Annotated in this window: 11 protein-coding genes and 2 pseudogenes; 10 read left to right on the top strand and 3 right to left on the bottom strand. The window is 70.9% G+C overall.

Translation table 11 applies throughout. The annotated features are described in order from the left end of the window. Nucleotides 1–89 precede the first annotated feature (89 nt). Nucleotides 90–860 carry an IclR family transcriptional regulator gene (locus tag I4J89_RS34290; protein ID WP_196418304.1) on the bottom strand — a complete coding sequence of 257 codons (771 nt, stop codon included), beginning with the start codon at nucleotides 858–860 and terminating at the stop codon, nucleotides 90–92. Between the two features lie 128 nt (nucleotides 861–988). Here I4J89_RS34290 and I4J89_RS34285 point away from each other — a divergent pair, with 128 nt between their 5' ends. The 5 genes and pseudogenes from I4J89_RS34285 (at nucleotide 989) to I4J89_RS34270 (ending at nucleotide 8085) form a co-directional block, all read left to right on the top strand. Continuing rightward, the gene (locus tag I4J89_RS34285) at nucleotides 989–1864 is read left to right on the top strand and encodes a fumarylacetoacetate hydrolase family protein (RefSeq protein ID WP_230860064.1); all 876 of its coding nucleotides are present in this window, start codon (nucleotides 989–991) and stop codon (nucleotides 1862–1864) included. A 71-nt stretch (nucleotides 1865–1935) separates the two neighbouring features. Further along, nucleotides 1936–2733: pseudogene (locus tag I4J89_RS52055) on the top strand (PA domain-containing protein); the annotation flags it as partial. Nucleotides 2734–2802: 69 nt separating this feature from the next. Next, nucleotides 2803–3456: pseudogene (locus tag I4J89_RS52050) on the top strand (M28 family metallopeptidase); the annotation flags it as partial. Nucleotides 3457–3655: 199 nt separating this feature from the next. Then, nucleotides 3656–4423 (top strand): class I SAM-dependent methyltransferase, encoded by a 768-nt coding sequence (locus I4J89_RS34275; protein WP_196418301.1) that lies wholly within the window; start codon nucleotides 3656–3658, stop codon nucleotides 4421–4423. A 287-nt stretch (nucleotides 4424–4710) separates the two neighbouring features. Further along, the gene (locus I4J89_RS34270; protein ID WP_196418300.1) at nucleotides 4711–8085 is read left to right on the top strand and encodes a neuraminidase-like domain-containing protein; all 3375 of its coding nucleotides are present in this window, start codon (nucleotides 4711–4713) and stop codon (nucleotides 8083–8085) included. Here I4J89_RS34270 and I4J89_RS34265 read toward each other — a convergent pair. After that, nucleotides 8043–8630, bottom strand: coding sequence for a TIGR03086 family metal-binding protein (locus I4J89_RS34265; protein WP_196418299.1), 588 nt, complete (start codon nucleotides 8628–8630; stop codon nucleotides 8043–8045). The two genes, I4J89_RS34270 and I4J89_RS34265, sit on opposite strands and share 43 nt — an antisense overlap. 122 nt (nucleotides 8631–8752) lie before the next feature. Here I4J89_RS34265 and I4J89_RS34260 point away from each other — a divergent pair, with 122 nt between their 5' ends. The 5 genes from I4J89_RS34260 (at nucleotide 8753) to I4J89_RS34240 (ending at nucleotide 13587) form a co-directional block, all read left to right on the top strand. Then, nucleotides 8753–10402, top strand: coding sequence for a serine hydrolase domain-containing protein (locus tag I4J89_RS34260; protein WP_196418298.1), 1650 nt, complete (start codon nucleotides 8753–8755; stop codon nucleotides 10400–10402). Between the two features lie 19 nt (nucleotides 10403–10421). Next, nucleotides 10422–11090: a response regulator transcription factor gene (locus I4J89_RS34255; RefSeq protein ID WP_196418297.1), complete on the top strand. Its 669-nt coding sequence runs from the start codon at nucleotides 10422–10424 to the stop codon at nucleotides 11088–11090. Continuing rightward, nucleotides 11087–12145 (top strand): HAMP domain-containing sensor histidine kinase, encoded by a 1059-nt coding sequence (locus tag I4J89_RS50145; protein WP_196418296.1) that lies wholly within the window; start codon nucleotides 11087–11089, stop codon nucleotides 12143–12145. The genes I4J89_RS34255 and I4J89_RS50145 overlap by 4 nt, the downstream gene beginning before the upstream one ends. Nucleotides 12146–12216: 71 nt before the next feature. Continuing rightward, nucleotides 12217–12717 carry an RNA polymerase sigma factor gene (locus I4J89_RS34245; RefSeq protein WP_196418295.1) on the top strand — a complete coding sequence of 167 codons (501 nt, stop codon included), beginning with the start codon at nucleotides 12217–12219 and terminating at the stop codon, nucleotides 12715–12717. 9 nt (nucleotides 12718–12726) lie between these two features. Continuing rightward, the gene (locus I4J89_RS34240; protein ID WP_196418294.1) at nucleotides 12727–13587 is read left to right on the top strand and encodes a hypothetical protein; all 861 of its coding nucleotides are present in this window, start codon (nucleotides 12727–12729) and stop codon (nucleotides 13585–13587) included. A 93-nt stretch (nucleotides 13588–13680) separates the two neighbouring features. Here the strand turns inward: I4J89_RS34240 and I4J89_RS34235 are convergent, their stop codons facing one another. After that, the gene (locus I4J89_RS34235) at nucleotides 13681–14550 is read right to left on the bottom strand and encodes an alpha/beta fold hydrolase (RefSeq protein ID WP_196418293.1); all 870 of its coding nucleotides are present in this window, start codon (nucleotides 14548–14550) and stop codon (nucleotides 13681–13683) included. Between the last annotated feature and the right edge of the window lie 297 nt (nucleotides 14551–14847).

Below are 14847 nucleotides of genomic sequence, written 5' to 3'. Positions count from 1 at the left end.
TATATCGTCACCGGTAGACGCGACGGTAGGGGAGCCCGATGAGAGATGTCAATGCTTCGATGTGCCCGCCGCCCGGAACGGCAGGCGGGCTACCGGGGGCGGGTCAGGTAGCCCATGCGGGCGGAGAGCGTGGCAGCGCCCTCGCGCACCAGCTCGGTCCACTCCAGATGCGCCTGCGGGGTCCAGCGGATGATCGGCGCGGAGATGCTCATCGCGGCGATGGTGGCGCCGGAATGGTCCCGGACCGCCGCGGCCACGCAGCGCATGGCGCTGTCGGACTCACCGATGTCGGCCGCGACGCCCTCGGCCCGGACCTGGTCGAGATGTGCCCGCAGGCGCTCCGGGTCGGTGATGCTCTCCGGCGTCATGCCCGGCAGGGGACCCTTCGCCAGGACGGCGTCCAGGCTGGCCTGATCGAGGCCGGCCAGCAGGATCTTGCCGACCGCCGTGCAGTGGGCCGGGAGCCGCCGCCCGACCGCGGAGACCATCCGGACCGGATGGGTACTGTCAACCTTGACGAGGTAGATGACATCGGCGCCGTCCCGCACGGCCACGTGGACCGCCTCGTTGCACGCGGCGCCGACGTCGCGCGCGACGCCCTGCGCCTCGCGGACCAGGTCGAGCCGGCCGGCGAACGCCGCCCCGAGCTGGAACAACGGCATGCCGAGCCGATACCGCACCGGCTGGCCCGGGACGACGATCAGGTACGAGCGGTCCACGAGCGTGACGAGCAATTCATGAACGGTGGTGCGAGGGAGTTCGAGCCGTTCGATCACCTCGCGGGCCGACAGTTCGGGGCGGTCCAGGAACAGTTCGAGAACGTCGAGGGCGCGGATGACCGCCGGTACCACACGGGGCATGTCGATAGTCCTTTCGAAATGCCGTACCCGTGTCAATGATCTCCACACCGAGCGGCACCCGACCAGCGTAACGGCGTCGGCGCGCGCCACCGGAACGGCTACATCTCCACCTACCGAGGATGGTCACATTGGCGATTTCCATTCACCACCTGCGCGCCGGCGGCGCGTCGCGGTGGGCAGTGTGCCGGGACGGCGAATGGGCCGGGCTCGACGGCGCTCTCGCCGACCTGCTCACCCTGCCTCTCGACCAGGCGCGGGCGGTGGTCGAGGCCGCCGCCCGCGAGGCCGGCGGCGACATGCCGGGCGACGCGGTGCTTCCTCCTGTCGACCGGCAGGAGGTGTGGGCGGCCGGGGTGACGTACCGGCGCAGCCGCGACGGGCGCAAGGAGGAGTCCGGGCACGGTTCCCTCTATGACCACGTCTACGACAACGACCGTCCCGAGATCTTCTTCAAGGCCAGTCCGTGGCGTGTCGTCGGCGACCATGACGCCGTCGGGATCCGCACCGACTCCGGCTGGGATGTCCCCGAGGCCGAGGTCGGCCTGGTGCTCAACGCGGCCGGCGATGTGTTCGGCTACACGCTGGGCAACGACATGAGCAGCCGCTCGATCGAGGGTGAGAACCCGCTTTACCTGCCGCAGGCGAAGATCTACGACCGTTCCTGTGCGGTCGGCCCGGCGATCGTGCCGAGCTGGGCGGCCGGTCCGGGCCCGTTCCAGATCGGCTTGCGGGTGGTGCGGGAGGGCCGTGAGGCGTACGCCGCGACGACCTCGACCTCAGCGATGACCCGCGGCTTCGAAGACCTGGCCGGCTGGTTGTTCCAGGCGCTCAGCTTTCCGGCCGGTGTGGTGCTGCTGACCGGCACCGGCGTCGTGCCGGGTGCCGATTTCACCGCGCGACCCGGTGACACGATCGAGATAACGTCCGTGCAGCTGGGAACGCTGACCAACTCCGTTGTCGCGGTTGGCGGGAATCCCCGGACGGCTGCCGGGTGTCGCTCCTGACCCGAGCTGGCGCCAATTACCGTGGTTCGTCGTTCTGTACCCCATGCGCCTTGCGGCCACCTGATCGGACCATGCCTGGCATCGAGAGCGCACGTTACGTTCTGGGCAACGCGCTTCAAGGGGTGTCACGGAGCATCCATCGGTTCATTCACCCGGGGGGAACTATGCGCATTTTTTCTCGTAAGGGGGCTGTCGGCGTCGTTTCTGTAGCCGCGACCCTGACACTACTTCTCGCCCAACCAGCACCAGCGGCCGCTGCCCCGCTCGACGATGTATTCGCCAAGATCCTCGTCAAGCGGGTCACCGGCGCGAACGCCAAGGAGCACCTCGACGCCCTGCAGGCGATCGCCGACGCCAACGGCGGCAACCGCGCTGCCGGAACGCCTGGCTACAACGCCTCACGTGACTACGTCGCCGGCAAACTGCGCCGAGCCGGCTACAAAGTCACGCTCAACCCGATCAACTTCGTCCAGGACTGGACGGAGAACAGCCCGCCCACGCTGAGTCAGACCGCACCGGTCAGCAAGACCTACGTTCCCAACCAGGAGTTCTTCACCTTCGAACCCTCACCCGCCGGCGATGTGACCGCGCAGGTGCAGGGTGTCGACCTCACGCTGCCGCCGACCCCCACACCGACCTCGACGAGCGGATGTGAAGCCGCCGACTTCAACGGCTTCGTCGCCGGCCGGATCGCGCTCATCCAGCGCGGCACGTGCGGGTTCGCCACCAAGATCCGCAACGCGGGCTTCGCCGGCGCCTCCGGCATCATCGTCTTCAACGAAGGACAGCCCGGACGCACCGACCCCTTCCCGCTCGACATCGGAGAGTGGCGGGCCGGAGTTCCCATGGTCTTCGCCAGCTTCGCCGTCGGCAACGAGCTCGCCGCCAACCCCGGAACCACCGTCCGCCTCAAGGTCGACTCCACGCTGACGCTGGGCACCAACCACAACGTGATCGCCGAGACACGGCTCGGCAACCCGAACAACGTCGTGATGGTCGGCGCGCACCTCGACAGCGTGACGGCCGGTCCCGGCATCAACGACAACGGCTCGGGCACGGCCGCGATCCTCGAGACCGCCTTGCAGATGCGTCACTTCCCGGTGCGCAACAAGGTCCGCTTCGCGTTCTGGGCGGCGGAGGAGATCGGGCTGCTCGGCTCCGATCAGTACGTCGAGGGTCTGTCCGCCGCCCAGCGGGACCGGATCAGGCTGTACCTCAACTTCGACATGGTGGCCTCACCCAACTACGCCTACAAGCTCTACGACGGCGACGACTCCGACGGGGTGGGCTCTCCGGCCGGACCGCCCGGCTCCGCGCAGATCGAGCAACAGCTCGCGGCCTTCTTCGACTCCCGCGGTCTCGGCCACGTCGGCACCGACTTCGACGGCCGCTCCGACTACGGCCCGTTCATCGCGGTGGGAATTCCCGCCGGTGGCATCTTCACCGGTGCCGAAGGCATCAAGACGCCGGAAGAACAGGCGCTGTTCGGTGGCACCGCCGGTGTCGCCTACGACATCTGCTACCACCTGGCCTGCGACACCATCGCCAACCCCAACATGACCGCGTTGGACGTCAACGCCGACGCCATCGCCGACTCGACAGCCAGATTCGCCTTCAACACAACCGCCATTCCCTGACAGAGCGTCGTGGCCGGCGAGGAATCGCCCGATCTCGTCCGCAGAGGATGACGGGCTCGCCGGGCACGCCTGAAACAGTTGGCCGGTCGGAGAGCGGCGTCCGCTCCCGGCCGGCCGACATTCTGGTGCTCGAACTGAGAGGTGGCCACGGCTGATGCTTGATTCCAGGGACGAGCTGGCCGTCAATCGTGATCTGTGGACGATCGTGAATGCGCAGTTCACCGATGCGCGCGCCCACGAAGCATGGGCGGCCGAAGACTTCTCATGGGGGCTGTTCGGCAACCCGGAGAGCCAGTTGCGCGTTCTCGGTGACGTCGACGGCCTGGACGTCGTCGAACTCGGCTGCGGAACCGCCTATGTCTCCGCTTGGCTCGCCCGGCTCGGGGCGCGACCGGTCGGCGTGGACCTGACACCCGCGCAGTTGGACACGGCCCGCCGCTGCCAGGAGGAGTTCGGTCTGTCCTTCCCGCTGATCGAAGCCGATGCCGAGGACGTCCCCCTGCCGGACGGCTCCTTCGATCTGGCCGTCAGCGAGTACGGGGCGTGCGTGTGGTGCGACCCCGAACGCTGGATCCCGGAGGCGGCACGACTGCTGCGGCCCGGTGGACGACTCGTATTCCTGACCAACAGCGTCCAGGCGATGCTGTGTGTGCCCGAAGAAGGGGGACACGCGGGGGAGCGGCTGTTACGACCGCAGAAGGGAACCTCGCGACGGCAATGGCCCGGCGGCGGGTTCGAATTCCATCCCAGTCACGGCGAATGGATCCGTGTCCTGCGGGCCAGCGGGTTCGTCGTCGAAGCCCTCCACGAGTTGTACGCCCCTGACGACGCCGAGACCCACGAGTACTACGACATCGCCACCGCCGAATGGGCCGGGAAATGGCCGGTCGAGGATCTGTGGACCGCACGGCTAAGCGAGTGAGCAACCCGGTGCCCGATCCGAAAGCCCCGGCCGGAACGGTATAGGTCCAGTCGATCAGAACGGTACGTTCGGCGATGCCCCAGCCGTCCCCGGCGGTGTCATCAGTCGGACGGACGTTGCTCCGATGATCGGCGGAGGTCCGCGAGCCGTTGCCGTGCCTACACTCCAGCTGTGCCGGTGTCGTCGATTCACCGGCGAGCGTCGATTCGCAATTGACCAAGGGATGAGCAGATCCCTTTCTTCGGCGTGCCCGCGCTCAACCGCCGGATCATCATTGGAGGCTTTCCATGATCTCCGAGAATTCCCTGTCCAGTCATAAGCAGCCCGTCAGTCATCTCGATTCGGCCGCGGAGACAACCCGTTCGGCCTACTCGCCGGCGGCCTACCTGGCGGATCTGCTGAAACTGGCGGATGCCGGGAAAGAGCTGACCGAGCGCCGGCCCGACCTGGCCGGCCTTCCGGCTGCCGAGGACGGCGGCGCCGAAGTGCCGTACCTGGACATCGTCAACGAGATCCTGACGCGCGAGATCGAGCGCAGCGGCGGCGCGCCGGCCCGGGACCCGCGCGGCGAGCCCACCCTGCGGACACGGGACGCGCTGGTCGCCGCGCTGCTCGCCGAGCTGGGCATGCGGCACCCCCGCGAGCTGTCCGACCGGTTCCTGATCGACGTCGAGACCGGCGCCGAGGTGATGACCTCGCGGGTCCGTGAGGGGATCGCCGCGGTGCAGCTCTACCTGCAGCGCTGCCTGCTCGGCCGCGAGGGCGACGGCGACCTGCGGGAGCGGGTGCGGGCCGCGTGGCCCGGGATGCGCAGCTACCGGGAGTGGGCGGCGGACCGCAAACGCCTGCTGTACCCGGAGAACCACCTGCGGCCGCGGCTTCGGCCGGACAAGACGCCGGCGTTCGAGGCCCTGGAACACGACCTGCGGGACGGCTCACTCGGTGACGGCGAGATCGAGCGGGCGTACCGCCGTTATCTGGACGCGTACACCGAGGTGTCCCGGCTGATCGTTGCCGGTGGTTTCGTCGACGCCGCGCGGCGGCTGGTGCTGTTCGGCCGCACCCGCACCGAGCCGCGGCGCTACTACTACCGGCACGCCGAGCTCGGCGGCCCGGACGAGCGGTGGGCGGCCTGGCTGCCGGTCGAGGTGCCGATCGACGCCGACCGGGTGCACCCGGTACGGGCGTTCGGCCGGCTCTTCGTGTTCTGGGTGGTGCCTGAGTCGCAGCAGGTGCGGATCCGCTACTCGTACCAGGAGCTCGACCACGAGTGGGTGCCGGCGCAGACCCTCGGCACCGGTGCCTACGAGGACGGCGCTATCGGTGCGATCACCCTGCTGGTACGGCCGCAGACGGCCTCGATCACGGTGTCCTGCTCGTACACCGTGTCGGCGGCCGGGCAGAGTCACCGGCGGGCGGCGACGCTGCTCACCCTGCACCCCGGGCTGTACGTCGACCGGGCGCCGCCGGACACCGCTCGCGCACTCGCCACCGAACTGGAGACCAGCACCGAGGCGGCGGCGACCACCGACCGGGTCGCCCGGATCTTCGTGGACCCGGTCGCGGCGGCCGACGTGGTGCGCTTCGACGTGCCGGCCGGGGCCGAGTCGTGGCCGTGGTTCAGCGTCGACGTACGAGGCGGCAGCTTCCTGTGCCGGCCGGTGGTGGTCACCGAGCCGGAGGACGCGCCGCTGCGTCCGCTGCGTGGCAACCCGGACCGGCTGCCCGAGTGGAACCGGGTCGACGCCGCGTTCGAGCTGGCCAACGGGGATCGATACTTCTTCGACAACGAGCGTGGCGTCTTCGCGGTCGTACCGGCGCGCGGCGGGCGCCGGCCTACGCCGCAGCCGATCAACGGCCGGTTCGGCCGGCTGCCGTCCGCGTTGCCCGTCCCCGGCCCGGTCGACGCCGTCCTCACCCGGGCCGGCCAGTACACCTACGTCTTCATCGGCGACAGCTGTCTGCGCTACACCGGACAGGCGTTCGGCCGGGTCGACGCCGGCTATCCCCAGCGCATCGAGCAGGCCGCCGCGACCGAAGGGTTACCGGCCTGGCCGCGGATCGACTGGGCCTTCACCGACGTGCACGGCACCGAATGGTTCTACCAGGAGCAGGCCGACCTCGTGGTCAGCTCGACCGCCCTGGACATGCCGATCCCGATGGCCGAATTCCGGCGGCAGCTCGGCCTGAGCCCGGACTTCGGCCGGATCGTCACGGTGCTGGTGGCCGGGCCGGTCACCTACGTCATCGGCGAGACCCGCTACGCCCGATACTCCAACCGGCGGGGACGCGACTGGCGGGAAGACCTCGACCCGGGCTACCCGCGCGAGCTGCGCAACAACCCGGACCGGCTGCCCGACGACCGCACCATCAGCGAGGCGCTCTGGGAGCAGGACAACACCTTCCACTACATCGACAACCGGGCCGGTACGCTGCTGACGGTCGCGCCGGACGGCCGCCGGACCACCCGGCCGTTGCACGCCACCAGCGAAGTGGCGCAGGCCTCCCGGGTCGAGGCCGCCTGGCTGATCGACAACAAGCTCTATCTGACGTGCGGGCGCGAGGTCCTCCGCTACACGCTCGGCCCCGATCAGACGATCGCCGAATTCCCCGACCTGGGATTCCCGCAGCGGATGCCACGCGACGTCTCCGCCGCGTTCCGCCGCGGCGACCAGCTGTACCTGTTCAGCGGGGCCCGCTACTGCCGTGTTCCGGTCGGCCAGGAGCCGAGCACGCTGCCAGCCGCACAACCCGTGGCGGGCGCCTGGGCGGAGCTGCCACGCTCCTCCGGTACGCCGTTCGACGCCGTCCTCGACAGTGCCCATGGCCTGTTCCTGTTCGTCCGGGACAGCTACCACCGGCACGCCAAGGACCTGGCCATTCCCCGGCCGTACGAGCTGGCGGCGTTGCCGTTCGAGCTCACCCGGCTGACCACCGGCACCGCCGCCGAGCTCACCCGCAAGCTGCTCACCGGTGGCCGGCCGGCGCTGCTGTCCCGCGAGACCCAGCAGGCGGGTGAGCTGCCGGCCAGCACCGACGTGCAGCTCACCGTCCCGCACCGCCTGACCGGCGGCTCGGGACTGGACTTCCGCGGCGCCAACGGGCCGTACTACTGGGAGATCTTCGGTCACCTGCCGCTGCTGGTGGCGCAGAGGCTGCACGCCACGCAGCGCTTCGCCGACGCCCGCCGCTGGTACGAGCACGTCTTCGACCCGGCCGACATCGCCTCGGTCTGGCAGTTGCTGCCGTTGCTGAACCCGGACTCGCCGGGGGAGCGGGCGCAGTTGCTCGCGGCGTACCGGCAGCGGCCGTCCGACCCGTACGCCATGGCCGGGTTGCGCCCGGCCGCGTACCGGCACGCCGTGGTGCTGGCCTACCTCGACAATCTGCTGGACTGGGCTGACCTGCTGCTACGGCAGAACACCCGGGACAGTGTGGCCGAGGCGCGGCTGCTCCACCTGCTGGCGGAGGACCTGCTCGGCGCCGGCCTGCTGGACGCCCCACCCTGGGACCAGGAACTGCTCGACGAGCTGGCCGGCTTCACGATCCCGGAGAACGAGGTGCTCACCGAGTACCGGTTCCGGATCGCGGACCGGCTGCAAAAGATCCGCGGGACCGGTCAATTGCCGTCGGGTGTCCACAGCGGGTCACGGCCGAGGTAACGCAGCAGGATGACGGCCGCATCGTCGCCGGGCTGACCGGGCCGGGCGGGGGCGTACGCGAAGCCGCGCAGCGGTTCGGCCGTCGCCTGCGCGGCCGGCAACAGCTGCTCGGCCAGCTCGGCGGTCAGCGGCGACGGCTGGCCGGTCGCCACCGCGACGTCCCAGGCGTGGACGGCGGCGTCGAGGGCGCAGGCCGCGGCCGCGAGTGCCGGCGCCATCTCCGGCACCGGTGGCAGCGGGGTGCGCACCGACGGCGCCGCCGGGTCGACGCCGGCCCAGGCACCGGCGGCCACCTCGATCGCCTTGGTGACCGTGTCCTGGAGGCCGTCGTGCCGGCGCGGCGGATCGAACGGGTCGTACGACGGCAACGCGCCCGCTCCGACCGTGGACGCCCAGCCGTGCTGGTCCCCGGCGGCGTGGAACAGCACCTGCGCCACTGTCCATTCCGAGCACGGGGTCGGGGCGTCCAGCCGGTCCGTGCCGACGGCACCGGCGGTGACGTGCCGCAACGCGTCAAGAGCGGTGGTGAGTACGGTGAAGGTCACGAACGGTCCTTTCAACAGGTCAGGCGAGTGCCGAGCAGGCCGGGCGCGTCGTGCGTGGCCCTTCTCGCTCACGCGCATTCTCGTTTACATCACGTTCGCAGCGCCGCCCCTAACTTCACGGCATGAGAATGCCCGTAGCCCTGGTGATCGGCGTGCTGCTGGCCGCGACGGCCGCCTGTACCACCGGCGAGAAGCCCGCGCCGCAGTGTGACAGCAAACTGGACGCGGCGTTCGGCGCGTGGGCGCGAGCCGGGTTCAGCGGCGCGGTCGCCGCGTCGACCGGTGGCCGGTTCGAGTGCCTCGCCGGCTACGGCACGGCCGACGACGCCACCGGCGCCCGGAACACCGCCGACACGGTGTACAGCATCGGATCGGTCAGCAAGGCGTTCACCGCCACCGCGATCCTCAAGCTCGCCGAGGACGGGAAGCTGTCCCTCGACGACCCGGTCGGCAAGCTGGTGCCGGCGATCACCGGGCCGGTGGCCAAGGCGACGGTACGCCAGGTACTGCTGCACACCAGCGGGATCGGCGGTTCGATCGGCGCCGACGACCAGCCACTCGACCGGGCCGGCGCGATCGCCGCGATCAACAAGCTGGAGCTGGCGTTCCCGCCCGGCACCGACGACGCCTACTCCAACGCCGGGTACACGCTGCTGGCGATCATCATCGACACCGTGTCCGGCATGTCTTACCGCGACTACACCCTCCGGAACGTCCTCACGCTGCCCGGGGGTGCCGTCACCGGCGGCTTCTGGCACGGCCGGCCGGCCGCCGCCGGACCCGTCGCGGCCGGGTACCTCGACGACGGCAAGCCCGGCCGCTCGAACGACTTCCCCGGTCCGTACTGGACAACGGAGGGCAACGGCTCGCTGGCGATGAGCACCAGGGAACTGGCCACCTGGGCGTATGCGCTGTTCCGCGGCGCGCTGGCCAAGCACGCCGGCGATCCGGGGCACCCGGTGGGCGACGGCCGCTCACACACGCTGGGCGGCTGGATGGCCTTCGACGCCCCGGTATACGGCACGCCGATCGTGGCCATCGCCGGCGGTGGCGGCGACGTCGGCCACAACACGGCGGTCGTGTGGATTCCCGCGCGCGACCAGGTGATCGTCATGTCGTCCAACCGATCGGTGCTCACCGCCGAGGAGCTGCTGGCCGCGACCGTACCGTCGCTGGTGGCCGGCGGCGCGCTGCCGACGCCGACCACGCCGGCCGGAGGTGGTGACCCGGCCGCAGTCGTCGGGACGTACCGGCTGGACACCGGCGGGTCGTTCGAGGTCACCGTTGCCGGTAACCAGCCGAGGATCTCGGCCGTCGGCGCCGACGCGGTGGGTGCGCTGTTCCCGCCACGCCACCGCTTCTCCGCCGACGACCTGCGGGCGCACGAGAAACGCGTACTCCTCATGCTCGACGGCCAGACCAAGGAAGGCCGCGAGGAGCGCAAGGCCGTGGAAGCCGAGTACGGACCGATCGCCGCGGTGGCCGGTGGCGGCACCGTCGTCGCCGACGGCGAGATGCGTACGTACGTCACCGTGACCACCCGCGACGGTCCGCGTCTGGGCTGGTACGCGGTCGACGAGCACAGCAACATCGAGGGGGCGGAACTGCCGACCGATCCACCGGCCCTGACACTGGTACCGGTAGCGGCGAACAGGTACCGCCCGGACGACCCGACCGGAACCGGCCCGGACGTGACCCTCGACTTCGCCGGCGGCAAGGTGACCGTCTCCGGGCCGGCCGGAACGGCGACCGCCCGGAAGTCGCAACGCTGAATGGGGGAGGGAGCGCGCCATGCGTGTTCTGCTGGTCGAGGACGATCCGGACCTTGCCGAGATCGTCGCGCTGGGCCTGCGCAACGAGGCGTACGCGGTGGACGTGGCCGGGACGTATGCGACCGCCGAGGAACTGCTCACCACCACGACGTACGACGTGGTGTGTCTCGACCTCGGCCTGCCGGACGGGGACGGGCTCGCTCTGCTGCGGCGCGCACCGGACGACCCGTACCTGCGCAGGCCCCGGCGTTGCCTCGTGCTGACCGCTCGGGACGCGGTGGCCGATCGCGTCGCCGGGCTCGACGCGGGCGCCGACGACTACCTGGTCAAGCCGTTCCACTTCGCCGAACTACTGGCACGGCTGCGGGCGCTGAGCCGCCGCGAGGACAGCGCCGGATCGACCTTGCGGGTGGGCGAGCTGACGCTCGATCTCGCCACCCACCGTGCCTGGCGGGCCGCGACGCCGCTCGACCTCACCGCCCGGGAGTACTCGTTGCTGCGCTACTTCATGCACCACCCGGGCGAGGTCCTGCCGGCCGAGACGCTGCTCGAGCACGTCTGGGACGCCAACGCCAACCCCTTCACCTCATCGGTACGGGTGATCCTCAGCCGGCTCCGGCGCAAACTCGGCGACCCGGCGCTGATCGTCACGGTCACCAACACCGGCTACCGCTTGCAGCTGCCGTGATCTGGCGATCGCTGCGTACGCGCTTCGCGGTGCTGGGATTCCTGGCCATCTACGTACCCGTGCTCCTGCTTTTCGGCGTGGTCATGGTGAGCGACGTCGAGGCCGTGTCAACCGGCCGCGGCGAACTGGTCACGACTACTTCCGGTCACCGCACCGATTGGGTGACCTGGACAGTGCTCGCCCTCGCGCCGGTGGCCGCCGCGCTCGCCTGGGGCCTGGCCGGACGGGCGGTGCACGACATCGACCGGGTCCGTGCCGTCGCCGAGGACATCGAGGCCGTCGATCTGACCCGGCGCGTCGGGCTCGACCGTGGCCCGAGCGAGGTCGTCCGGCTCGCGTCGAGCATCGACGCGATGCTCGGCCGCCTCGAACAGGCGGCCGAGACCCAGCGCCGGCTGATCGAGGAGGCGAGCCACGAGCTGCGTACGCCGCTGGCGGTGTTGATGGCCAACGCCGAGGTACTGCTCGCCCATCCCCACCCGACGATCGAGGTGTACCGGGACGGGCTCCGGAAGACCGCGACGGCGGCCGCCCGTCTCCAGGCGACCGTCGACGAGCTGCTGGTCGACGCCCGCGGCCGGGCGCGCACGATCGCGCGACGCCCGGCCGACCTCATGGCCGTGGTCCGTGCGGTCGCCGACGATGTCGGCGTGATCGCCGCGACGAAGACGATCGAACTGTCGGTCACCGGCCCGGAGACGGCGGAGTGCGCCTTCGACGAACCGACCGTGCGGCGGGCGGTGACGAATCTTGTCGACAACGCCGTCCGGTACGCCCCGGCCGGCACCACCGTCGAGATCAGGGTGGAGACGTCGGCGTACGAGGTCGCCGTGGTGGTGACCGACCACGGCGCCGGGATTCCGCTCGCCGAGCAGGAGGGCGTCTTCCGGCGTTTCTGGCGCAGCCGTACGGATGTCGCCGGCTCCGGCCTCGGCCTGCCGATCGCCAACCAGGTGGCGCTGGCGCACGGCGGCGAACTCACGCTCGCGTCGCCCGGTCCCGACGGCGACGGCTGCGCGTTCCGGCTGACACTTGCTCGCGCTCCGATGAAATAGACCCGGTGTGACAGACATGTAGGGGGTGCCGGTCAGGATCTGGCCGGCACCACCCACATGAAGGAGCCGCCTTGGCACGCGCATCCCACGCCGCCGCCTTCGAAGGGCTTTACCGGGAGTGCTACGAGGACCTGCTGCGGTACGCCCTGCGCCGCACCAGCCAACCGGAGACAGCTGCCGACGTGGTGGCGGACACCTTCCTGGTCGCGTGGCGGCGATTCGACGACCTCCCACCCGGCAACGGCCGTGCCTGGCTGTTCGGGGTGGCCCGCAACGTGCTCGCCAGCCAGCACCGCGCGGCACGCCGCAACGCCGACCTCGCCGCCCGGCTGCGCCACGAGCTCGGCGGCGCCATCGTCACCGCACCCGAGGCGCCTCCCGAGATCTCCGCGGCCTTCGCCACCCTCAACGCCGCCGACCAGGAACTGCTGCGCCTCGTTGCGTGGGAGGGCCTGTCCGCGGAGGAACTCGCCGTAGCGCTCGACTGCTCCGCGAACGCCGCCCGCATCCGCCTGCACCGCGCCCGCAACCGGTTCGCCGCGGCGCTGCGGTCCCCGTCGATCACGAAATAGAGGCCAGCCATGACCGAACCCGATCGCATGATCCAGCTTCTGTCCCCCGACCTCGACATCCCGCACACCGCGGCCGACCCGACCGGCCCGGCCGCCGACGACCTGCTGCGCCGCGTCATGTCCACGCCACCGACGGCGCACCGCCGCCGGTGGGGTGTTCGCCTGGCCGTCGGCGGCTCGCTCGTGACCGGTCTTGCCGCCGCCGTGGTGGCCGCCACCCTGTGGCTGCCGGAGTCGGCGCCGGTCGGCCCTACCCCGGCGCGAGCCGCCGCACTGCAGATCACCTCCAGCGACGACTACCTCGAGATCCGCATCCAGGACCCGGCCGCCGATCCTCATCGATACCGGGAGGAGCTAGAGGCGCGCGGCCTCGACATCGAGCTCTCGCTGGCCGCCGCCGAGCCCGGCAAGGTCGGCCGGGTCGTCTTCCAGGAGGACGACATCCGCGGGATCGAGCTGGTGGAAGCCCCCGGGAACTGTGCCGCCGACGGCGACTGCGGTGTCGGCGTCCGCGTTCCGCTCTCCTACCGCGGGCACGCCACGATCGTCTTCGGCCGTACCCCGCTGCCCGGCGAGTCCGTCGAGGGCGACGCGCCCGTGGTCACTCCCACCCAGCAGGCGGCACTGGACGCCCTGGTCGGCATGCGGGTGTCCGATGCGCGCCGGCAGCTGAGCGCGAACGGGCAGACGGCCAGCTACCGGGTCGGCCCGAAGTCGCTGGAGGCCTCCACCGCCGAGGTGCCGGGCACGTGGATCGTGTTCCAGGTGGCACCGCTCGCCGGTGACGTCGTGGTGATCTGGGCGTCCCCGGACGGCAAGGAGCCGGACTACGACGACGACGTCCCGGTCGACCCCACCCCCACCCGCTAACGAGAGAGCCTTAGTGGTCAGGGTCTTGGCCCAACGTGGGTGCTGTCTGGCGGCCGTTGAGACAGCGTTGAGCGTGGGCCAAGCAAGACCCCTCTAGACCCGTGGCGGCTGTCCGGCGGACAGGAAGTCGTCGACCAGGGTGCGGAACAGGTCGGGCTGCTCGGCCCACGGGCGGTGACCGGCCTCCGGCATCACCTCCAGGCGGCTGTCCGGATACGCCGCCGCCACCAGGCGTGCCGGGGCCGTGCCGATCAGGCCGTCCGAAGCGCCGGCGATCACCAGCACCGGTACCCGCGACGCCGCGAGCCGGGCCAGCCGGTCCGGCTCGGTGGACGACCCGTCGTAGAACGCTTCCCGCAACCACGGCAGTGATGTCGCGTGGCCCGGCACGTACTCCGCTCGGCGGCGCTCGGCCGACCACCGATGCCAGGAGAACGGCACCATCCGGGCCCGCGCCATCACTTCGGCCTCGCGGCTGAGCCCGCCGGCCCGCAGGGCGGCATCGGCGGCGGACGCCGCCTGGTACCACGGCTCCTCGGCACGCGACGCCCGCAACGCCGCCAGCTCCGCGGCGTCCGGTTCGCGGGCGGCCCGGCCGACCGGCGTGACCAGCACCATCCGGCGCACCCGGCCGGGGTGGGCCACGGCGTACTCCTGAGCGGTCAGCGTCCCCGCCGAGTGCGCGATCACGTCCACCCGCGTGAGCCCGAGGAACCGGCGCAGCTCCTCGACGTCGCGGGCCTGCTCGACGAACGACACCGTGGCATGGTCGCCGGGAACCTCGGAACGGCCCGCCGCGCGGGCGTCCATCCGGATCAGACGGCGGCCGGCGGCGAGGCCACCGAGATCTCCGAGATACCGTACGTCGGTGCCGGGACCTCCGGGCAGTGCCAGAACTGGTGGCCCGTCACCCACCTCGTCGAAGTGAAGCCGCGTTCCGTCGTACGAGGGATAGAAGGGCACGCGGAATTCTGGCACGCCCGCGGGTCAGGGCCGCGCTGCCGCCAGCGCCGACCGGGTACGGCAGCCGACGATCGCCGGCGCCTCCTGGATCAGCGAGTCGTCGGCCACGGCCCGCTGGATGACTGCCGATCGTCGGTCGTGCCTGGGACTACGGTGATCCGGCCGTCGAAATCGGCGAGTTTGCCGACGCTCTGCTCCCGGCACACGGCCACCACCTCGCAGCCGCTGTCCAGAGCGTGCTTGCCCGAGGCCCCTACGACGCACACCCGCATTCCGAAGCACCTCCCCGCGCCTTAC

The organism is Actinoplanes aureus (genome assembly GCF_015704865.1).
Classification (GTDB): Bacteria; Actinomycetota; Actinomycetes; order Mycobacteriales; family Micromonosporaceae; genus Actinoplanes; species Actinoplanes aureus.
This window is presented reverse-complemented; position numbering and strand designations above follow the sequence as displayed.